Origin of the sequence: Undibacterium umbellatum (assembly GCF_014284125.1) — a bacterium.
Taxonomy (GTDB): Bacteria; Pseudomonadota; Gammaproteobacteria; order Burkholderiales; family Burkholderiaceae_D; genus Undibacterium; species Undibacterium umbellatum.
This window is the reverse complement of the sequence record NZ_JACOFX010000009.1, coordinates 95,681-117,227: the sequence shown is the minus strand read 5'-3', so window position 1 is coordinate 117,227 and position 21,547 is coordinate 95,681. Positions and strand designations below refer to the sequence as shown.

The window sequence follows — 21,547 nt, the reverse complement described above, 5'->3', positions numbered from 1 at the left end:
GGGCGTGTAAAGTTTTGCAGTGGCATACCACTTATGCTGAAGCAGTATGGCTGCAAAGGCGCAAAGAGAGAATTGAGAAAAAGACGGTTAGAACTTGTAGTTGTATTCAGCCCCCAGACGGATACTGCGTGGTGCAGTCAAACTCAGGACTTGCCCGTAGGTATTGAGCAAGACATTGCGGTTGTTCCAGCGTTCTTCTACCTTTTGTACAGTTTGTGCATTGAAGACATTGAAGATATCCATCTTCAAAATCAGACCTTTGACTTGTTGAGGTTTATAGGTCAGATTCAGATCCAGGCGCCTGTCCCATTCGAGATTGCCGGCTGAACCGCGGGGAGATGGCACATTGTCCTTGGGCGTCGCACCAAAGCAGTAAAAGTGTGCTGAGTTGTAGTTGATACCAAAATTGACTGCGCGCGGGTCCGGGTTGGGTAGCGTACCTTTGCAATTGGTGGGGCGACCAGCCGCGATTAGCAAGTTCCCACCTATCGTCAGTTCTGGTGTCAGATCATAATAACCAAAGGCTTTGATCTGATGAGTACGATCATTTGGCAATCTACCATTGGCGTGGTACATCAATTCCTTGTAATCCCAGGTTTGCGTCGTTGCCACATCTGCCTGGCCTGTTGCTGTATCTGACAGGGTCTGGCCTTCCGTATTGCCTTCGCTACGTGCCCAGGTGTAATTGAGTTTGCCATACCAGCCATTGCGGTAAGGGTGTTCGGCAAACAGATCCAGTGCCTTGTAGATACGTTTAACTTTAGGTATGCCAATTTCTGCGGCGCTCAAGTGTACTTGTGAGTAACCCTTACCACCTTTGAAATCAATCAGGAAATCATTGTCTTCGCCCGGATTGAAGGCTGCACCAGAGAAATTCCATGTGTCACCAATAGGTACATGATTACGGTTTGCCCAGTCTTCAAACACGCGCGGGTCGCTGAGGTCATCTATCGTGGAGCGCAAGCTACGGTAAGTCACTTTGGCACCGAAGTTCAGATTTTGCGAATAGGCTTTTTCAAAACCCAGCGTCAGTTCATCCTGAAACATGGGTTTGAGATTGGTTGCAGCAATCGTCTTGGGATCTTTGGCCTGGCCAAATTCACTATTACCTGACAAGGCTCCAGTGACAGGAACCAGGCCAGTAGGCAAGCCATTTGAGTCTGTATTGGTATACGTGAAATACTGATTGGTATTGAGCGAACCGTTAGACTGGCGCAGAGCGACCACAGATGGCATTTGTACGGCGTAACGGCCGGCACTGCCAAACACTTTGAATGTAGAATCGCCATTGACATCCCAGGCTGCACTAAATCGTGGCGCAAGCTGGTTTTTCATTTCGACAAATTTGACCCTGTCCTGATTCAAATTGGCAAATTGCTCATTGCGCAAACCAAAGGTCAGCAACACATCCTTGTTGATCTGGTACTTGTCTTCAATGTACTGGGCAGATTGCTCGGTGTAGGCATTGGACACGGTAGAGTACAAGCCTTTTTGGACGTAGTAACCTTGCGCTGCCAGTCCTCCATATTGGGCCAGTGCAGGGACAACACCGCCAGTGACATCTATCGGCGCGTTTGGTGTGGTCGTGCGCAAATAGGTCCAGGTGCCGCCCCCCGCACTATAGACACCTGCATTGACGGAGTCGGCCGAATTATTGTCCACGCCAGCACGGATCAGGTGCTTGCCCAGTTTGTATTCCAGATCAAGCCGCATAGATTTGATACTATCTGTTGAACCGTCAAAATTCAGGTTGCCACTATAAGCTTGTGAGGAGTTGTAGTTTAAGCCTGGAGCACGGTTATTGGCATCTGCCGACACAGCGAACAGATTGGAATTGTATCCTGTTGGTTGGTAGACATGCTTGGCCTTGCTTTGCCCATACATGGCTGTTAAGGTCAAATTATCAGTGATGTTGCCAACATAGCGCAGGCTCAGGACATCGGCACCGTTGTCGCCTGTATTCGCATCTGGATCAAGTTCTATATGTTCAGAAGACTTGACGACATTACCGCGTGCACGGGTGGCATAGTCATAAGAATAATAGTTGTTATCATGCTTGGTCTTGTCACCGATGGCGGTTAATTCCAGGCGATGATCATCGTTGATGTTCCAGTCCAGTTTGCCATAAAAGCGATTGATCTCATTCTTTTGTTCTCTCCAGCCATTTTCATTGAGGGTCAGTGAAGTCCTGCCCAGGTTGACCTGGCCATTGTCAGAACGCGTACCTTCAGCGGCGATGAACATGAACAACTTGTCTTTGATAATGGGGCCACCGAGATAGGCACCGATTTGTGTTTCATTGAAGACATTGTCTTCGCGACGCAGGCGCAAAGTACCATCAGTGGCCTTGGTATTGCTGGCACCTATGTTCGGATAGTAATAATCAAGTCGCTTCGATCGCAAGGAGTTCGGGGTAGTATTGAGCGAGACACCAGTCTCCCAATTATTGGTGCCGCTTCTGGTGGTGATGTTGACGATGCCGCCTACCGAGCGGCCAAATTCTGCGCCAAAGCCACCCACCAATACCTGTGCCTGTGAAATTGCGCCAAAGGGCAATTCTGAGGCACCCAGTTGCGTCAAGGGATTGGTGACCACCATACCATTGATGTAGTAGGCATTTTCCGACGCACCACCACCAGCGAATGCAGCACCGCCTGCATAGGTGGGGTCGCTGCGGGTGGTGTTGGGTGCCAGTTGTATGATGGAGTTGATGTTCCTGGCGATAGGCAGTTTATCCAGTTCCTTGGCTGTAAAAGTCGCGCCATTGCTGGCATTGCTGACATCAATGCGTTTGCGCGTGGTCGCTACAGTGACGGTTTGTATGCCAGATGTATCGGCATTAAATGCGGCTTCCACACCTTGACCGGCGAGCACCTCGACTTCCAGTGTCGACAATGTCACATTGTCCTTCATCAGACTGACGCGGTAATTGCCTATGGGGAGTGCGGTGGCTTGAAATTTGCCTGTGACATCTATCGTCGCGCTGCGAGTCAGATTGGTTTCAGTATTCTTCAACACGACTGTTGTGGCCGACCCAGCGTTGACCTTGCCATATACAGTGCCAGCAGCATTCGATTGAGCGTGCACAGGCGGGGCATAGGCCATTGCCAGTACGCCTGCGCCAAAAGCCAGTGTCAGCGCGTGAGCGACCAGTTTCTTTTTAAATACATGATTTCGTTTTTGCATGTAAATTCCTAATGGTTTTCATTGAAAGCGAAAGGGGCTGTCCCGATGGTGCTTGCTGCCTTCCCGTGGTCTTTAACTACACTGAGTTGGGGAAGTGCCCAAGCGCATGCCTGAACCTGGAGCATCAAAAATTCAAGTGGCAAGTCGGTATGAAAGAGACTTTGCCATGAATAAAATGCGCCAACTATCGACTAGGGATGAATAGGAATTGCCAGGTGATGGGGAAAATTTGTGCTTGATGAAACGGGATGGGGCAGGGATGAAGCAGGGGGATTCGTTGTTTTTTGCGCGCTTCGTTTTTTAGCTCGGCGTAAATAACTTCTTCAGATTTTTCAGATAACTTTCACTGACTCTGACTTCATCACCGTTGCTCAGATGAACATGATGGCTGCCATCAGCATGTACTTTTAAATTGACAATTGCTTCACAACGCACAATAGCGGTTCTGTGCAGACGTATGAATTGATGTGCTGGCAGGCGTGTTTCCATGGCGGTAATGGTGGCTCGGTGCAAGACGACCCGATTGCGCAGGTGGATTTCTACATAATTGGCAGCGGTGCCGAGCCAGATTACTTCATCAAGATTGACGCGCTCGGTGTTACCAATGGACTTGATGATGAGTTGTTGTAATTCCGGGCTGGGCTTGCCAGCTTCAAACGCAGCCCTGTCCTGCAGATAATCCTGTACTGCTGATGAGTTCAAGGCTTTTTGTTTCAGATGCAATAGCTGCAAGGCCCTTTGCAACATGAGATTGAATCTTTCATCATCAAAAGGCTTAAGCAGGTAATCGAGTGCAAATACATCGAAAGCGCTGACAGCATGCTGGTCGTAGGCCGTAATGAAGACGATCAACGGTGCATCTGGCAAGTTGCATAGTTCACGCGCAAAATCCAGACCATTCTGGTCCGGCATTTCTATATCCAGCAATATCAAGTCTACATGCGTTTTTTGCATGAATTCCCTGGCGAGGGCAGTCGAATAGCAACTACCGACCAATTGCCAGTCAGGATTACCTGTCAAGACATATTGCATGTTGACGAGTGCTGGCAATTCATCGTCAACCAGTAGGACTTTTTTGAGGCTCATGTTTGTAATGAAGACAAAAGGTTCAGTTTGTATGTTTCATGCATGCTTTAAAAGAAGCAAAGGAAATTCCAGTATCGCTGTATAGCTATCTGTTGCTGCCGTGGTTTTTAGTGTTGCCCGTGATCCATAAAGAATGGCAAGCCTGTCCCGGCTAGCAGATAAACCCAGTCCGTGACCTTTCTTGTTGCATGTCTGTTTGAACAGTGGGTTGCTGATGCGAAATTCCAGCATATCGTTTTTTCTGGCAAGTTCAATTTGCAGGTGGCAAATTTCATGATTTTGTTCTACTCCGTGGTGTATGGCATTTTCCACTAGTGGTTGAAATAGTAAAGGTGGGCAGGCCAGGTCTTGCCAGGCTTCATTTGCCATATTCCAGCTCATACTGGCTCGCTCACCATAGCGTAGCATTTGCATATCGAGGTAGGCTTTGGTAAACGCGATTTCGTCGGCGACACTGAGCCATTCATGTTTTCCTGAATGAACCACGTAGCGCAACAGCTCACTGAGTTTTTCCAGTGCGCTGGATGCCAGTTGCCGGTCTGCGGTTCTGACAAGTGCGCTGATACTATTGAGTGCATTGAACAAAAAGTGGGGTTTTAGCTGACCCTGCAAAAGGCGCAGTCGCAATGCCAGACTCTCATTGTTTTGCTGAATATAGGCCAGATTTTCTGCCTGACTTTTTAGCCAGAATGCATAGGCGGCTTGCATCAGATAGGAGAACAGTAACAAAGCGGCATCGGTGAAGTAGAAAAAGCCAGGGCGCTTGCTGAGGGCTGCTTGCATGGTGTAGGCAGGATGATTGAGTGTTGTATCCATGAAAACCGCAAGGCCAGACAGTACCGGAAGCCCCAGTACTATAGTCAGGCATGCTGAAAGCAGCATGTCTTTGCTGCTCGGCCAGTTCTCATTTTTTGTTGAGAACGCGATGGCGAAGCCGCAGCTGATTGCAGCCAATAGAATATATCCAGGCAGTATGGTGATGTACTCAAAAGACATCTTCGCATCTGGGCGGGTACGCAATGTGTCTTTGTAAAAAGCCAGGCAATGCAGGCTGGCAATCAATAACCAGATCAACAATGTAAATGCCAAAGTAAGGTAAATGGCCTTGTTGCCAGGCTTATCACCGTGGATTTTCCGTACAGAGTTTGTGATGATACGCATGGGCTGCTTATCCATCCTGATACTCCCCAGCCGGAATGCACATACTGAGATCGATTTGCGCATTATTTTGCGTCATCTCAAGACTGGCCATACCTGCATACAGGATATCCAACCTCTCCCTGATAGCGGCGATTTGTGTCATATCGGGTTCTGCTATTGCAGTCTCCAGTGCGAGGCTGACGTGAAACAGAATCATGCCGGCATTTTGCCTCAGGTTCGCTTGCAAGAGATGGTTTTTCTGTTGAAACATGACTGACCAATGCAGGGCCAGGTCCAGTATTGCATGTAGCAATAAAGGAGGGCAAGAAACGGTGCACCAGTGATACTCAGATAATGTCCATTTGACTTGCAGATACTGGCCATGGCGTAATTCTTGCAAACTCAGGTAGGCTTTTGCAAAACCTAATTCGTCAGCCATTGATGGTTTTTCATCCCCGCTAAAGCGCAGGACATAGCGCAGTAAATCACTAAGGCGGGCCAGGGCCGTGGTCGCAAGACTGCGCTCTGCTACCCGGATAAGATTTCCTATGCCGTCTAGCGAGCTGAGCAGGAAATAAGGTTCAAGTTGACACTCCATCAGAGACAGGCGCAGCATCAGATTTTTTTGACGTAATTCCTGGGTACGCCTGGCTTGTTCCCGGCTGCGCTGCCAGAGAGTAGCCGCAACTTGCATGAAATAAGCAACACTGGCTTGAAAACCCAATAACCACCACCCCATGGCAGCCATGTTTGTCAACATCTGCAAAACAGATGGAGGAGTTTTTTTTCTTGCAAAATGATAATTGGTGCTAATTTCATAGCAAACTTCCAGCGGCAGAAAGATGCCTATCATCAGCACGTAGATGATCAATAAATGTGTTGCAGTCAGCCAGCGGCTGGGCAAATTTTCGAAGATGATCAGAAGGGTGGTACTCAGCAGGATGTAACTTAAGAATGACATCGCACTGAACTTCAACAAAGTACTAAACGCGGCAGGTTTACTTGCTTTAATAGAATCTACATATTCGGCAAGGCTGAAGAAGAAAATAACCAGCATCCATGCCAGCAGGATGAAGAGAAAATGCTTCCAGTCAGGAAGTTTCCATTTTTTTTGGGGCATCATGGATAGTGCAAGATGTAATGCATGGTCATCCGGGTCGTCTGGCTCGACGCTTATTTTGCTTTATGCGTGGCATATCTGCAATTCATAAAGCAGGAATGATTTGCCAGTTCCATAGAGGTGTTGCTGACTATTGCACAAATTCACAGTGTATCCCAGCAAGTAGGGATCAATCTGGTAAAAGCCGGGATGAAATGGGGCCTGGCCTGCTATCGGTATCTGCAACATCAACAACATCAGCACATTGGCGATAATTGGCAAGACTGCCAGACTGCCAGACTGCCAGGTTGACAGGCAATACAGGTAGTTTCTTCGATCCGGGGGAGATATCCAGAGGATATAAGCGTACTACTGCTCATTCGGCCGGCTATCTTTCATGCGCGAAAAACGTGCGTTATCTGGTTTCAATGACGTAATGCACCAGAATGGCTGGATTTTGTATGACGGTAGTGAGGATTTTGCGGGCTTGCTTCAAGAAGTGGCATCGGCCTCGTTGCCACCTGGAGAATTGTTAGTTTTTTATAGCGAAAACCATATTTATGCTTAGTCAAATTGGTGCAAGTTGATAAAAACAGGGTGCACTGCCCTCTCGGAAAATTGAACTGGCATTGCTCTTGCTTAGAGTCTGGGGAGACAAGCAAAGGAGCAGCCATGAAGAAACTCAAGCTAGTGATGGTAGGGAATGGTATGGCAGGTGTGCGTACCCTGGAAGAATTAATCAAGATCGCCCCCGACCTGTATGATATTACCGTATTTGGTGCAGAACCTTATGCCAATTACAACCGCATTCTGCTATCACCTGTATTGGCAGGCGAGCAAACCATCAAAGACATCATGCTTAATGATGTGGACTGGTATGAAGAAAATAATATCACGCTGCACCTGGGCAAGAAAATCGTCAAGATAGAAAGGGCGCGTCGCCTGGTGATCGCCGAAGATGGTACCCAGACCGAATACGACCGTCTGTTGCTGGCGACAGGCTCCACACCTTTCATGCTGCCTGTGCCTGGCAAGGACCTCAAGGGCGTGATTGCCTACCGTGATATTCATGACACCAATGCCATGATAGACGCAGCCGAAAAGCACACGCATGCTGTCGTTATTGGTGGTGGACTGCTGGGCCTGGAAGCCGCCAATGGCTTGAAAATGCGCGGCATGAGCGTCTCTGTCGTGCATTTGCCTGGCTGGTTGATGGAGCGTCAGCTTGATCCCGTTGCTGGCAAGATGCTGCAAAAATCGCTTGAAGACCGGGGCCTGAACTTCCTGCTTGAAAAAAATACCGAAGCCATCATTGGAGATGATGCTGGTCATGTGAAATCCATACGCTTTACAGATGGACTGGAAATCCCTGCGCAACTGATCGTCATGGCAGTTGGCATACGCCCCAATACTGCGCTGGCTGAATCTGCTGGCCTGTACTGCAATCGCGGCATTACTGTCAATGACACCATGCAGACCTATGACCCGCGCATTTACTCTGTCGGCGAATGCGTCAATCATCGCGGTACAGTGTATGGTCTGGTTGCACCTTTGTTTGAAATGGCCAAGGTTTGCGCCAATCACCTGGCGAATTTTGGCATAGGCCGTTACCAGGGTTCAGTCACCTCCACCAAACTGAAAGTGACAGGTATCGATCTGTTTTCTGCTGGTGAATTCATGGGCGGCAAAGACACTGAAGAAATTATCTTGTCCGATCCCATAGGTGGCGTCTACAAGAAGCTGGTGGTGAAAGACGACAAGCTCATCGGTGCCTGCCTGTATGGCGATACCGTCGATGGCAGCTGGTATTTCAAACTGCTGCGCGAAGGCAAGAATATTTCTGAAATCCGCGATTCCCTGATGTTTGGTGAATCAAACACTGGTGACGTCGGCCATGAAGGCCACACCAAGGCTGCCGCCATGCCGGACGAGGCCGAGGTCTGTGGCTGTAATGGGGTCTGCAAGGGCACCATCGTCAAGGCCATTAAGGAAAAAGGCCTGTTCACGCTGGATGATGTGCGCAAGCATACCAAGGCATCGGCATCTTGCGGCTCCTGTACTGGCTTGGTAGAGCAGATCATCATGTTCACTGCGGGTGGTGATTATTCGACTGCCTCTAAAGTCAAACCCATGTGCGCTTGTACTGATCATAGCCATCAGCAAGTGCGTGATGCCATCAAGGCCAACAAGCTGTTGACAGTATCAGGTGTACAGGAATTCATGGAATGGCGCACACCTAACGGTTGCTCCAGCTGCCGCCCGGCCATCAATTATTATCTGATTTCTACATGGCCACGTGAAGCCAAGGATGATCCACAATCACGCTTCATCAATGAGCGTTCCCATGCGAATATACAGAAAGATGGTACGTACTCCGTCATCCCGCGTATGTGGGGCGGCGAGACCAATGCCAGCGAATTGCGCAGGATTGCCGATGTCGTCGAAAAATTCAAGATACCGACAGTCAAGGTCACTGGTGGTCAGCGTATTGATTTGCTGGGCGTGAAGAAAGAAGACTTGCGCGCTGTTTGGCAAGATCTGGGCATGCCATCCGGCCTGGCTTATGCCAAGGGTCTGCGTACCGTGAAAACTTGTGTGGGCAGTGAATGGTGCCGTTTCGGTACGCAAAATTCCACCCTCATGGGGCAACAACTGGAACGTGAGCTGGCACGCATGTATGCGCCGCACAAGGTCAAACTGGCCGTGTCCGGTTGCCCGCGAAATTGCGCAGAGGCAGGTATCAAAGACGTTGGTGTGATTGGTGTTGATTCTGGCTGGGAAATTTATGTCGGCGGCAATGGCGGTATCAAAACCGAAGTCGCACAATTCCTGGTCAAACTGAAAACCCATGAAGAGGTCATGGAATACACCGGTGCGTTCCTGCAGTTATATAGGGAAGAAGGATGGTATCTGGAACGCACTGTGCATTACCTCGCCCGCGTCGGTCTTGATTATGTGAAGAAGATTATCCTGGAAGACCATGGTCGTCGCAAAGACCTGTATCAGCATCTGCTGTTTGCGCTGGAAGGTGAATCTGATCCATGGCATGAACCAGAAAAAGCGCAGGTCGACACCCGCCAGTTTGAACGCTTGCCAGCATAAAGCCATTATTTGAGAGGAAAAAACATGAGTCAGGAATGGCAAGTTATTTGTCGCGTTGATGATATCCCCGTATTGGGCGCACGCGTGGTTGCACGTGCAGCCAAGCCGGATGTGGCTATCTTCAGGAATACAGAAAACAAGGTCTTCGCCCTGCTGGATAAATGCCCGCACAAAGGAGGCCCTTTATCACAAGGCATCGTCTTTGGCGAAAGAGTGGCCTGCCCCTTGCATAACTGGAATATAGAGTTACCCACGGGTTGTGCAATTTCTCCAGATGAGGGCTGTACCCAAAAATTCAGCTTGAAAGTGGAAGAAGATCAGGTCTATCTGGATGCGAATGAATTATCGACACTGGCAGTAGAAGCATAGAAAAAATACGCTGCATCACTAAGTATAGTGATGCAGCGTGCACTTAAAGGCATGTATGACTGAAACCAAATCTACCTGTTGTTATTGCGGCGTTGGTTGCGGTGTAGTAATTGAAAGCGAAGGCGGGCAGGTTACAGGGGTACGTGGTGACCCGGATCACCCAGCCAATTTTGGCCGTCTGTGCAGCAAGGGCAGTACCTTACATCTGTCGGCTGATGCGAAAATACAGCAGCAGGTCAGGGCACTTTATCCAGAAATGCGCGATCCATTCGCCGGACGTGAAGTATCGCGCCAGCGCAGTGGCTGGGATACCGTCATCGCCAGCATGGCGGGCAAGTTTGCTGACACCATCAAGGCACATGGCCCGGACAGTGTGGCATTTTATATTTCTGGTCAATTGCTGACCGAAGATTATTACGTCTTCAACAAACTTGCCAAAGGTTTGATCGGCACCAATAATATCGATAGCAACTCGCGTCTGTGCATGTCCAGTGCGGTGGCTGGCTATAAGCAGACCCTGGGCGCTGATGCGCCGCCCGCATGTTATGAAGATATAGATCTGGCAGAAGTCATTTTTATTGTCGGGTCCAACACGGCCTATGCACATCCGGTTTTATATCGCCGATTGGAACAGGCCAGGGAAAAAAATCCTGCCTTGAAAGTGATTGTTGCCGATCCGCGCCGTACTGATACCGCGCGTGAAGCAGATCTGTTCCTGCCTATCTTGCCTGGCACCGATGTTGCCCTTTTCAATGGCATGTTGCATCTGTGCCTGTGGGAAGACTTGATCGATCTGGACTATATCCAGGAACATACCGAGGGGTTTGCAGAACTCAAGCAAACCGTGCGTGACTACACGCCTGCAGCCGTGGCCAAGACCTGTGGCATCAAGGAAGCTGACCTGGTACAGGCGGCGCGCTGGTTTGGGCAATCCAAAGCCAGCCTGTCGCTGTATTGCCAGGGGCTCAATCAATCATCTGCCGGTACTGCAAAAAATGCGGCGCTGATCAATTTGCATCTGGCTACCCACCAAATCGGCAAGCCGGGTGCCGGGCCGTTTTCCCTGACCGGGCAGCCAAACGCCATGGGCGGGCGTGAAGTCGGTGGCATGGCCAACCTGATGTCGGGTCATCGCGACCTTGGCAATGCTGAACATAGGGCAGAAATTGCTGCCTACTGGGGGTTAGATGACGTACCTGCAACACCTGGCAAAACCGCAGTGGAAATGTTTGAAACAGTCCGGCAGGGTGAGATCAAGATCATCTGGATAGTCTGCACCAATCCTGCACAATCCATGCCTGAGCAAAACCTGATACGCGAAGCTCTCCTAAAAGCCGATCTGGTGATCGTGCAGGAAGCGTATACAAGTACGGCCACCGTGCCGTATGCAGACATCCTTTTGCCAGCCAGCACCTGGGCTGAGAAGACGGGCACCGTCACCAATTCTGAGCGCCGCATATCCCGTGTGCGCCCCGCCATACCTGCGCCCGGTGAAGCAAAACATGACTGGCAAATCGCCAGCCAGTTTGCGCAGGCACTGGCCCCCTTGCTGGGTAAGTCGCCAGCAAACTTCAAGTACGATAGCGATGAACAGGTATGGAATGAACACCGCGACAGCACCGGTGGCCGTGACCTGGATATCACTGGTTTGTCTTACGGCATACTCGAGCAGCAGGGGCCGCAGCAATGGCCTTACCCTGCCGGTGCCAGCACTGGCAAACAACGTCTGTATGAAGATGGCATCTTCCCCACAGCCAATGGTCGCGCACGTTTCATCAATACCGTGTACCAACCGGTCAAGGACGCAGTTGATGCACGCTATCCATTCTCCCTGAATACCGGCCGCTTGCGTGATCAATGGCATGGCATGAGCCGCACGGGGACTGTGGCACAGTTGTTTGCTCATGTGGCTGAACCCGGCATCTGCATGGAAGCCACGGACATGCAAAGGCGCTTCCTCAAAGCGGGCGACCTGGTACATGTCAGCAGCCGTCGCGGTACTGTCATTTTACCGGTAGTTGAAAGTGATGAGCAGCGAGCAGGTCAGGTCTTCATCGCCATGCACTGGGGCGAGGAATATGTATCTGGTCGTGGTCACGCGCAAAATGCCAGCTATGGGGTGAATGCCCTGACATCACCAGCGATAGATCCCAGCTCAAAACAGCCAGAGCTGAAAGCTGCCGCTGTCAAGATTTTGAAGGCAGAATTGCCATGGCGTTTTGTGGCATTCGCCTGGCTCGACAGTGAGGAGGCTTATACCATCCAAACTGCCTTGCGCCCTTATATGCGCGAGTTTGCCTATGCATCATGCACGCCATTTGGCCGCGACAAAGTGGGCATGATCTTCCGCGCTGGCAATGAAGAAGCGGTAGCAATTGACATTCTTGAAAAAATCGAGCAACTGTTTGGTATAAAGGGTACAGATGTCTTGCGCTATGACGATAAGCGTCGCAGTGTTTCGCGTCATATTCTGGTGAAAGAAGGTGGCCTGGCTGCTGTTGCGCTGGCTGGCGATGTGTCTGCTGAGGCCTGGCTCAAGGACTTCCTGCAGGCACAGGAGCCGGTCGCCAGGCTGGGCCGTCTCTTGCTTATGCCCAGTTCCACGGCACCGCAGGGCTTTGCCGCACGTGGCAAAGTGGTTTGCAGCTGCTTGAATGTCACTGATACCGAAATTAATAAGGCGCTTGGTGTCATGGATGGTTTGGCTGCCGATATCCTGACTGACTTGCAGGGTAAACTCAAATGCGGAACGAATTGTGGTTCCTGTGTACCGGAACTGAAGAAAATGATCGGCTTAAATATGCAGGAAAAAAATTCACTAACAGCATGAAAAGAAAAAATAGACCCAGCGGCACAGGCCGCAGGCAGGCACTCCGATTTTCACTGTTACAGTCCACAGTAATACGGTAACCCGAGGCGCTAGGCTTGTATTTCCGCCTCGGTTATGCCGAAAGAACAGTTTTTGGCAATTATCAGGAAGACTCCTTGAGCGACTTCTTGGCGAAAATTTTATCTGACTGAGTCCTTAGGCAGTTTGCCTGCGCAAATTCAGTAGCATCGCTCCAAATGAGATAAAGGCTGCGCCGACTATCCGGTTTATCCATTTCACAAAACGTGGCTTGACCAGGACGTGCATGGCACGCGCTGCCAGTTGGGCATACATCAGGTGGGTCAGGTAAGACATTGCCATGAAAATACTCATGAGGATGAAAAACTGCGGTGCCAGTGCTTCATTGGCATTGATGAAATGCGGGAACAGGGCGGTAAAAAACATCAGTGCCTTGGGATTGGTAGACGCCGTCAGAAAAGCTTCACCAAATAGTTTCTTTTTGCTGGGTTGCTCTCTCAGGGCATTCGGGGATGCCTCTTGCGCCAATGCGCCATTCTTTCCAAATAATTGTTTGGCACCGATATAAAACAGATACAACGCGCCCATGATCTTGACGGACGCAAACAGAAAGGCAGATGAATTCAGCAAGGCTCCCAAACCCAGGAAGGCTGTCGTTGACAGGCAAAAGATGCCACTGATATTGCCCAGGGCTGACCACATGACAGAGCGGGTGCCATAGCTGGCACCATTCTTCAGGGATAACAGGATGGCCGGACCAGGGCTGAGGATGGATAGTCCGGCTATCGTAGTGAAAGCAAGCAGGGTCTGGGTTTGCATGTTTGATTCCGGGCGTGATAAAAAAATTGTGTTTGGCTTATTGCATTTTTGCTCCTGTTGCCTGGCGCACAGGAATACCGGCAGGATCAAAATTGTCCAGGCAATGCACATTGATACCAAAATTATCCGGCGTCACACGCTTGCGATGAAAAGGGTAAATTCCACAGGTTTTGCAAAAGTAATGATGGGCAGTATGACTATGGAACTGATATTCGCTGAGTGATTCTGCACCCGCCAGCAGTTTGAAATGACTTTCATGTACCTTGACCATCAAGGCATTCTTGCGGCGGCAGATCGAGCAGTCACACATAGTCAGCTCAGGGAAATCTGTCGCAATTTCAAATCTTATAGCGCCACAGTGACAGCTGCCTTGATAAGTTTGCATGGTGCGAGTGCTGTTTGTTTGCATTTGTATACCTGTCATGAAGGATGTTTCAAGCGCATCTTAAAGGACTGCCGCATAGCTGTACCGGTACAATTTTCTGCTACGCACGGCGCTGCCATGGTCATTTCACCATGACAATTTCATGCATATCGATCCCAACTTGCCCTAAAGCCTTTTCTGCCTGTTTCAGGTGTGTCCAAATGTAAGCCATACCTTGGTATCGTTGTAATGAATTAACAATGGTCTTATCATGCCGGGTCTGTGCTTATTTCATTGCTCCCTTTGTTTGCAGCACGCTTGCCTCATCTATTTTTTTTATCCACCTCCATGTGCTTCACTCTTCAGGCTTTGACCGCAAATTACCATGCAAGCAATGGTGGCCATGCATTGCGCCCTGGCCTGATCGCTACTTGTGTGGCTTTGGCATGTCTGCAACCAGGTCTGGTTTTGGCAAATGATGTGGCATCGCCTACGTTTAGCTTGCCCGCAGTACAGGTAAAGAGCAGGGAAGTCCTGGTCACTGAATTTCAATTCAGTGGCAATACAGTGATCAGCAGCGCCGAATTGCGGGAAATGACTGAGGCGTATATTGGCAAACGCGTCAGCTATGCCGAGCTAGAGGATTTGCGCACCCGTATCTCGCGCCTGTATGTCGAGCGTGGCTATTTGAACTCTGGTGCCGTGCTGCAGGTGACGGAGGGCGAGCAGCCTTTTCCATCGGGCATCGTGCCAGTTCGCTTGATAGAAGGGCGGATCAGTGAGGTCAGAATAAAGGGCGAAGGAAGATTGCGACCAGCCTATTTGCAGCAGAGGTTGATCAATGGAGACGAAGCTTTCAATATGCCCATCTTGCAGCAGCGCTTTCAACTCTTGCTGACGGACCCGCTGTTTGAAAAAATCAATAGCCGTGTCATTCCTGGTGAGCAGCCGGGCATGGCGAAACTTGATATTGATGTGGTGCGTGCCAAGGCATATGGTATGAATCTGTACGCCAATAATTATCGTGCGCCCTCCATAGGTTCACAAGTGCTGGGTGTGAGTGGCTGGGTGCGTAATTTGACGGGCTATGGTGACTACCTGGACGCCAGTCTGGCTCATAGTGAAGGGGCTGATCCTGTGCATCTGGGATGGACCATGCCTGTCAACAGCCATGGCACCAGCATCAAGCTGGGCATAGACAAGGGCAGTTCCTCAGTGGTTGGTGAATCCCTGGCTGCAGTGGATATTAAAAGTAGCAGTTCTGGCTATGAACTGGGCGTCAATCAGGCTCTGGTCCACCGCTTGCAAAGAAAAGTCGAGTTGGGCTTGACGTATAGTCAGCGCGATAGTCAGACTAGTTTGCTGGGCGAAGCATTTTCCTTCACGCCTGGAGAGCCGGATGGTTATTCAAAAATCAAGGTAGTACGGTTTTCCCAGGAGTGGACGGAGCGTTGGGAAACCCAGGCACTGGCCATGCGTAGTGTCTTTGCTTTTGGTCGCAATAATATAGATAGTCGTGAAACTGGCCCGCAAGTACCAGCTCGGCATTATCGTATCTGGACCGGGCAACTACAGTATGTGAAAAACCTGGATAAGTCAGGCCAGCAAATAGTCTTGCGGGCATCCGCCCAGCAAACGCCAGATCGCTTGTTACCGCTGGAGCGATTTTCTCTTGGTGGGGTAGCGACTGTTCGTGGATATAGAGAAAATGCAGTGGTACGCGACCGCGCCTGGCTAGTGAATATGGAATACCATTATCCTTTGCCTGCCTGGCAAGATGCCGGGCAGTTCAAGCTCATTGCGTTTACCGATATGGCCAGTGCCAGCAACAAGGATGAATCTGCCCAAAGACTGGCTTCGGTGGGCGCAGGCTTGAACTGGCACAGGCAAAAATGGAGTGCTGACATGTTCCTGGCAAAGAAGCTCATCAGCCTGCCAGGGCAAAACAGCGGCAACTTGCAAGACCATGGTCTGCATTTTCAATTGACTTACCATTTATTTTGAGAGTGCGGCATATGATCATGAAATTTGCCCCACCTGCCATGCGCATGCTGAAACTCGGTCTGTTCGCATTGTATTCGATAAGCACCGTTGCTTTTTCCAGCGAACCCACGCTGGAAAAGGGTTTGCGTGACTGTGCCAGTGGTAATTACAACCAGGCACTGAGTGTCTTGCAAACGGCTTATGCCAAGGCAGGAAAAAACAGCGATAAAGTTAAAGCCGCGTCTGCCCTGGCCCAGACCTATATACAAACGCATCAGACGATCAAGGCGGAGCCTTATTTAAGTTTTGCCTTTGAAAATGCAGAAAACAAACTGGATAAAGCGGGCTATGCCATCGATTTTGGAAACTGGCAGCAGCAACAGGGACATGCAGGGCAGGCACGCTATTATTACGACGCTGCATTGAAACTGGCTGGAAATGATGCTGCAATTGCCGTCAGTGCAGGGCTCAACCAACATAAGCTGGATGCAAAAAAACAAGCTCCTGTTGATCAATTGAAAAACCTGCAAACACTGTGGCAGCGGTTACAGCAAGTTGGTGACAGCGTACAAGTGGCGCGCTATAGCTTGAATCTGGGCGTGCAGGCCAAGTCTTTAGGTGCAGTAGGGCAGGCGCTGGCTTTCCAGGCGTTTGAGCAAGCCCGTGTATTGACAACTAAACCTGGTCAGGTGCGATTGCAGTTGGAAGCGCTGGACCAACTGGCGCAGATGTATGAAGATGCCCGGCGCTTTGACGAAGCACTGGCTTTGACAGACCAGGCACTGCTGGCAGCACAAGGCCAGGAAGTGCATGACTTGCTCATCAATATCGAATGGCGACATGGTCGCATTCTGCGCACACAAGCCAAAGCTGCTGAAGCTATCGCGGCATACCAAAGAGCAGTCGAACACATTGAAGCTATACGCACCGACATACCGGTGGAATACCAGGATGGCCGTTCCTCTTTCCGTGAAACCCTGGAACCTGTCTATCTTGGGCTGGCAGATTTGCTATTGCAAACTTCTGATCCGCTTGATGTTGAACGCAAAAACGCACAATTGCGCCGTGCCCGCGATATATTGGAATTACTGAAGCAAACCGAATTGCAGGATTATCTGGGTGACCGTTGTGCAGTTGATACCGCCAGGGCAAATCGTAAAAGCACCATGCTCGCCAGCGATACAGCAATACTTTATCCTATCGTCTTGCCAGACCGGCTGGAACTCTTGCTGGAAACTGGCAAGGGCATGTACCGCCATAGTTTACCTATGTCTGCGAATAAACTGCGTGCGGACGTCATTGATTTTGGCAACAACCTGAAAGATAATTTATCCTTCCAGCCACAGGCAAAACGCCTGTATCTAGCCCTGTTGACACCTGTCGATGCAGAGTTGACTCAGCAAGGCATACGTACCCTGGTCATCGTTCCTGATGGCGTCTTGCGCCTGTTGCCCTTCGCCGCCTTGCATGACGGACAGCGCTTTGCCATAGAGAAATATGCTATCGCGGTCGTGCCAGCCCTGAGCCTCACGAATACCAATGCCCGCGTTCGTCAAAAGGGTGGTTTCAAGACGCTGCTGGCGGGTATGAGTGAACCTGGAACTGTAGTGGATAAATTGCCGAATGCCATGGTAGAGCAATTGTTGAATGCCAACCAGCAGAGCGCCGCCATGAACGGGCGACAAGTCGCCAGGGCGGTGCTGACCCGTAGCTTGCGCAATATCCCCAAGCCTGCAGATACCAGTATGACAGGGAAACTGCCTCAACCCTACGTCAGCAAGCCAGAACAACATCAGCAATTACAGCAAATGCTGGCACTGGCTGGTGTCGATGAAGAAATCCGTACGCTGGAAAAACTCACCATTAGCCAGACCTTGTTAAATGACGGCTTTACCGTGGCTGCATTCAGCCAGAAAGTAAAAACTGGCGACTACCAAATCGTGCATATTGCTTCGCATGGCGTCTTTGGTGGGACAGCAGATACCAGCTTTGTGATGGCCCATGATGATGTGATCACCATGGATAATCTACAACTATTCTTAAGGGCTGGGAATATGAAAAGCCAGGAGCTGGAATTATTGACACTGTCCGCCTGTGAAACCGCAGAAGGTGATGACAGGGCACCACTGGGTCTGAGTGGGGCTGCCTTGAAAGCGAGAGCCAGAAGCGCACTGGGTTCACTCTGGCCAGTGTCCGACGATGCAGCCACCTTGTTGATGGGGCAGTTTTATCGCAGCCTGGCAGAGCCAGCGACGAGCAAGGCGCAGGCATTGCAAAAAGCCCAGTTGAAGTTGATGAAGAATAACAATTTCAATCATCCTTTTTACTGGGCACCATTCATCATGGTAGGGAGCTGGTTATGAGTAAGGTCGGTTCACACTCCTTGAGCTTGCTCAGATTAAGTATCTTGCTGGCTTTTGGAAGCATGTCTGCATGCGCATGGGCGGGTGCTACCACTGATGGCACTGTCGGTGCAGTGCAAAATCTCAGCGGTAATTTTGTCGTCCCGCAAAATCTGGGGACGACAAAAGGCGGAAACTTATTTCACAGCTTCAAAAAATTCAGTATAGAGAGCGGTGAGTCGGCAAACTTCACGACAACAACTGCTTTGCAAAACGTGATAGCACGCGTCACTGGCGGCACCGCATCGAATATCAATGGTTTGCTGAAGTTGAGTGCTGCTACAGGCAGCCAGCCACATTTTTATTTCATCAATCCTGCTGGTGTGATCTTTGGCGCAGGGGCGGCCGTTGATGTACCTGCTGGTTTGCACATCAGTACGGCCGATTATGTGAAATTCGCTGATGGCAATTTTCATGTCGATACTGCCAAAGCCAGCACATTGTCAGCCGCGGCACCTGAAGCTTTTGGTTTCCTGGGGAACAACTCAGCTGCTCTAGAAATCAAGAATGGTGCGATTATGAGCCTGCTCCCGCAACAGGCATTGACACTTGCCGCAGGCGATATCAGCATTAACGACGCCACTGTACTGGTCCCCGGCGCAGCAGTGCGCCTGCTCGCCGTGGGAAAAAACAAGCTTGAGGCTGGCTTCAATGGTGACTTACCCAAAGCAGATGGCAGCCTGAACATACTTAACGGCGGCAGTATCAATGCTACTGTCAATGGCAATGTGGATGGTAATCTGTTGCGCATACAGGCAGGCCAGATTCTGATCGATGCCCAGGACAATCGTCAGCCTACTGGTATTTTCAGCAACGCCAAAGAAGGTGGTGGCAAATCCGGTGACATGCTGATTGCCGCCAGCCAGCAACTCAGCATACAAAATGGTGGCCGCATTTCTTCCTCTACTTTCACTACAGGCGATGCAGGAGCGATCAAAATAGATGCTGGCGCTGTCAATATGAATGGCCAGGGCAGGCTCAGCGGGATTTTCAGCCAGACCAATGAGGATAGTGGTCATGCTGGTAATCTCGATATCAATGTGACTGGTAAACTCGCAGTTCTGAACGGTGCGCTTGTTTCTTCATCGACTTACACGGCGGGCAATGGTGGTAATGTGCGCGTCAGCGCCAACGAGATTTTGCTTGATGGCGCAGAGGCTAACGGGCCATCGACTGGTTTCTTGAGTACCACTAATAGCGGGACAGGTAATGCCGGTAACATTGAGGTAAGCGCCAAGGGTAAATTGAGCATCCTCAATAGCGCGCAGATATCGACAGCGACCTACTCCGCAGGGAAGGGTGCCGATATCAAGCTTAATGCCGCAGAATTGCTGATTAACGGCAATGCAGTTTCTACCGGCATTAACAGTATTTCTGGTGGCGCTGGCAATGCGGGCAATCTGAATGTGAATATCAGTGGTGCCACCAGCATCCTGTCTGAGGGCGGTATTGCGACATCGGCATTTGACACTGGCCAGGCTGGAAAAATCAAATTTACTGGCAATAGCCTGCATATAGATGGGCAGGGACTGGAAGCTGGTATTTATAGTGATGCCGGTGATTTCCGCACCGCTGCCAGTTTTCGTGGTGGTAACGGCGGCGACATTGACGTCAGCGTTGCTGAAAAGTTATCTATCATCGCTGGAGGGCGCATATCGACGACTACGTATACGCGCGGCAATAGTGGCTTCATTCATGTGTCGGCCAAAACCTTGGACTTGTATGGAAATGGCAGCGGTATCATGGCAGAGACCATAGGTGTGGGTAACGCTGGCAGTATTGCAGTCAAAGCAAGCCAGACTATCCAAATGCAAGCGGGGGCAAGAATTTCTTCGGCCACCCGTTTTGTTGGCAATGGCGGCAGTGTCAATATCGATACTGCAAGTCTGGATGTCGATGGCAAGGGAGTTGCAACTGGTATTTATAGCGATGCAGGTACCCAGGCTCAAGGGAATGCTGGAAATGTTGATGTCAATGTTTCAGGTGATCTGTCATTGAAGGATGGCGGTCAGATATCGTCTGCGACCGTTAGTTATACTACTGGTTCGGCTGGCGCCGTCAAAGTGAATGCTGGCAGCATCAAGCTGGATGGAGAGCCAGGCAATGCCGTCAAGGGCGAAGTTGGCAATGTGCAGACATTGAACACCGGGATATTCAGCAGTGCCAATGCAGGTGATGAATATACCAGCAGATCAGCGGGAAATGCCGGTACGGTGAACGTCACTGGAAAGCAACTGCAAATGAGCAATGCTGCGCAAATTTCGTCGAGCGCCTATGCCAAAGGCAAGGCTGGTGAAGTGAATGTGAGTGCAGATAAAATCCGGCTGGACAGCAATGCCATCATCAGTTCAGAAGCGGGTGCTGGTTCCAGCGGCTATACCGGTAATATTAATATCAAGGCGAATGAAAGCCTGAGTATGGAGCAAGGCTTGCTGTCGATACGCAATGCTGCTCAGGTCAGTGCTGGTCAGCTGCCAGTGAAAACCCTGCTGGCTGTTGACGCGCCTGAGATCAAATTGCAGCAATCACAGATCACGGCTTCAGCCAGTGGCAATGTGGCAGCCAGCGATATACAGCTCAGTTTTACCCATCGCCTGCTGGCGAAAGACAGTACGATTAGCACCAGCGCATTTCAGGGGAATGGCGGTGCCATCAATATCAAGGGCAAGGGGCCACTCATACTTGAACGCTCACAAATCACGACTTCGGTCACTGGTATGCAAGCGGGGAATGGTGGCATTGGAGCTAATGGTGGGGATATTGGTGTCACTGCACCAGCACTGATACTGCGTAGTGGCTTCATACAGGCAAACACGGTAGCCAAGGCTGGCAGTGGTGGCAATGTTAATATACAAGTGGACACGACCATCGCCAGTGGCAATCAACTGGTGCTTGGTGGCCCACTGCAGAAGTTTGATGGCAGCGGCAAAAACCTGATACAGGCTGCAGCACCTGATGGCGTGAACGGTGTTATCAGGCTGAGTAGTCCACAAGTCGATTTTTCCGCCAGTCTGTTGAATCTGACGGCGCAAGCCTATGATCTGGGAGACCTGCTGACTGATTTGTGCCGGGTTGGTGGTGGAAGTTCCCTGAGTACTGTCGGGCGCGGCGGAATAATGCCTGGTGCCACCAGTCTGTTAAGACCTTGA

Annotated in this window: 13 protein-coding genes; 7 read left to right on the top strand and 6 right to left on the bottom strand. The window is 50.3% G+C overall.

Annotation, left to right across the window (positions count from 1 at the left end; translation table 11 throughout):
- Window positions 1-87 precede the first annotated feature (87 nt).
- The 4 genes from H8L47_RS17185 to H8L47_RS17170 all read right to left on the bottom strand — a co-directional run bounded on the left by H8L47_RS17185 (window position 88) and on the right by H8L47_RS17170 (window position 6,535).
- Complete coding sequence (locus H8L47_RS17185; protein WP_186954821.1) at window positions 88-3,186, bottom strand: TonB-dependent receptor; 3,099 nt, start codon at window positions 3,184-3,186, stop codon at window positions 88-90.
- Between the two features lie 300 nt (window positions 3,187-3,486).
- Window positions 3,487-4,272 carry a LytR/AlgR family response regulator transcription factor gene (locus H8L47_RS17180; RefSeq protein ID WP_186954820.1) on the bottom strand — a complete coding sequence of 262 codons (786 nt, stop codon included), beginning with the start codon at window positions 4,270-4,272 and terminating at the stop codon, window positions 3,487-3,489.
- Window positions 4,273-4,308: 36 nt separating this feature from the next.
- Complete coding sequence (locus tag H8L47_RS17175; protein ID WP_186954819.1) at window positions 4,309-5,433, bottom strand: sensor histidine kinase; 1,125 nt, start codon at window positions 5,431-5,433, stop codon at window positions 4,309-4,311.
- A 7-nt stretch (window positions 5,434-5,440) separates the two neighbouring features.
- Window positions 5,441-6,535, bottom strand: coding sequence for a histidine kinase (locus H8L47_RS17170; protein ID WP_186954818.1), 1,095 nt, complete (start codon window positions 6,533-6,535; stop codon window positions 5,441-5,443).
- 373 nt (window positions 6,536-6,908) lie between these two features.
- Here H8L47_RS17170 and H8L47_RS17165 point away from each other — a divergent pair, with 373 nt between their 5' ends.
- The 4 genes from H8L47_RS17165 (at window position 6,909) to H8L47_RS17150 (ending at window position 12,812) form a co-directional block, all read left to right on the top strand.
- Complete coding sequence (locus H8L47_RS17165) at window positions 6,909-7,079, top strand: hypothetical protein (protein ID WP_186954817.1); 171 nt, start codon at window positions 6,909-6,911, stop codon at window positions 7,077-7,079.
- 104 nt (window positions 7,080-7,183) lie between these two features.
- Entirely contained in the window at window positions 7,184-9,613 is a 2,430-nt protein-coding gene (gene nirB / locus H8L47_RS17160) for a nitrite reductase large subunit NirB (protein ID WP_186954816.1), read from the top strand.
- 24 nt (window positions 9,614-9,637) lie between these two features.
- Window positions 9,638-9,982 (top strand): nitrite reductase small subunit NirD, encoded by a 345-nt coding sequence (nirD, locus tag H8L47_RS17155; RefSeq protein WP_186954815.1) that lies wholly within the window; start codon window positions 9,638-9,640, stop codon window positions 9,980-9,982.
- 55 nt (window positions 9,983-10,037) lie between these two features.
- Window positions 10,038-12,812, top strand: a complete 2,775-nt coding sequence (locus tag H8L47_RS17150) for a nitrate reductase (RefSeq protein WP_186954814.1) — start codon at window positions 10,038-10,040, stop codon at window positions 12,810-12,812.
- 195 nt (window positions 12,813-13,007) lie between these two features.
- Here H8L47_RS17150 and H8L47_RS17145 read toward each other — a convergent pair whose 3' ends face one another.
- The gene (locus H8L47_RS17145) at window positions 13,008-13,649 is read right to left on the bottom strand and encodes a LysE family translocator (protein WP_186954813.1); all 642 of its coding nucleotides are present in this window, start codon (window positions 13,647-13,649) and stop codon (window positions 13,008-13,010) included.
- A gap of 37 nt (window positions 13,650-13,686) precedes the next feature.
- The gene (locus H8L47_RS17140; protein ID WP_186954812.1) at window positions 13,687-14,034 is read right to left on the bottom strand and encodes a GFA family protein; all 348 of its coding nucleotides are present in this window, start codon (window positions 14,032-14,034) and stop codon (window positions 13,687-13,689) included.
- 327 nt (window positions 14,035-14,361) lie between these two features.
- On the opposite strand from H8L47_RS17140, the gene H8L47_RS17135 reads away from it, so the two are divergent.
- From H8L47_RS17135 to H8L47_RS17125, 3 genes are read left to right on the top strand one after another with little or no spacing between them, the layout of a single operon-like run.
- Entirely contained in the window at window positions 14,362-16,017 is a 1,656-nt protein-coding gene (locus tag H8L47_RS17135) for a ShlB/FhaC/HecB family hemolysin secretion/activation protein (protein WP_186954811.1), read from the top strand.
- A gap of 17 nt (window positions 16,018-16,034) precedes the next feature.
- Window positions 16,035-18,359, top strand: coding sequence for a CHAT domain-containing protein (locus H8L47_RS17130; protein WP_186954810.1), 2,325 nt, complete (start codon window positions 16,035-16,037; stop codon window positions 18,357-18,359).
- A complete protein-coding gene (locus tag H8L47_RS17125) occupies window positions 18,356-21,547 on the top strand; it encodes a two-partner secretion domain-containing protein (RefSeq protein ID WP_186954809.1) in 3,192 nt (1,063 codons plus the stop codon). The genes H8L47_RS17130 and H8L47_RS17125 overlap by 4 nt, the downstream gene beginning before the upstream one ends.

Bases quoted from the DNA above. Each gene is read 5' to 3' on its own strand.
- H8L47_RS17175 (WP_186954819.1), bottom strand. From the start codon at position 5,433: ATGCGTATCATCACAAACTCTGTACGGAAAATCCACGGTGATAAGCCT.
- nirD (WP_186954815.1), top strand. From the start codon at position 9,638: ATGAGTCAGGAATGGCAAGTTATTTGTCGCGTTGATGATATCCCCGTA.
- H8L47_RS17135 (WP_186954811.1), top strand. From the start codon at position 14,362: ATGTGCTTCACTCTTCAGGCTTTGACCGCAAATTACCATGCAAGCAAT.
- H8L47_RS17145 (WP_186954813.1), bottom strand. From the start codon at position 13,649: ATGCAAACCCAGACCCTGCTTGCTTTCACTACGATAGCCGGACTATCC.
- H8L47_RS17150 (WP_186954814.1), top strand. From the start codon at position 10,038: ATGACTGAAACCAAATCTACCTGTTGTTATTGCGGCGTTGGTTGCGGT.
- H8L47_RS17165 (WP_186954817.1), top strand. From the start codon at position 6,909: ATGCGCGAAAAACGTGCGTTATCTGGTTTCAATGACGTAATGCACCAG.
- H8L47_RS17130 (WP_186954810.1), top strand. From the start codon at position 16,035: ATGAAATTTGCCCCACCTGCCATGCGCATGCTGAAACTCGGTCTGTTC.
- H8L47_RS17170 (WP_186954818.1), bottom strand. From the start codon at position 6,535: ATGATGCCCCAAAAAAAATGGAAACTTCCTGACTGGAAGCATTTTCTC.
- H8L47_RS17140 (WP_186954812.1), bottom strand. From the start codon at position 14,034: ATGCAAACTTATCAAGGCAGCTGTCACTGTGGCGCTATAAGATTTGAA.
- H8L47_RS17125 (WP_186954809.1), top strand. From the start codon at position 18,356: ATGAGTAAGGTCGGTTCACACTCCTTGAGCTTGCTCAGATTAAGTATC.
- H8L47_RS17185 (WP_186954821.1), bottom strand. From the start codon at position 3,186: ATGCAAAAACGAAATCATGTATTTAAAAAGAAACTGGTCGCTCACGCG.
- H8L47_RS17180 (WP_186954820.1), bottom strand. From the start codon at position 4,272: ATGAGCCTCAAAAAAGTCCTACTGGTTGACGATGAATTGCCAGCACTC.
- nirB (WP_186954816.1), top strand. From the start codon at position 7,184: ATGAAGAAACTCAAGCTAGTGATGGTAGGGAATGGTATGGCAGGTGTG.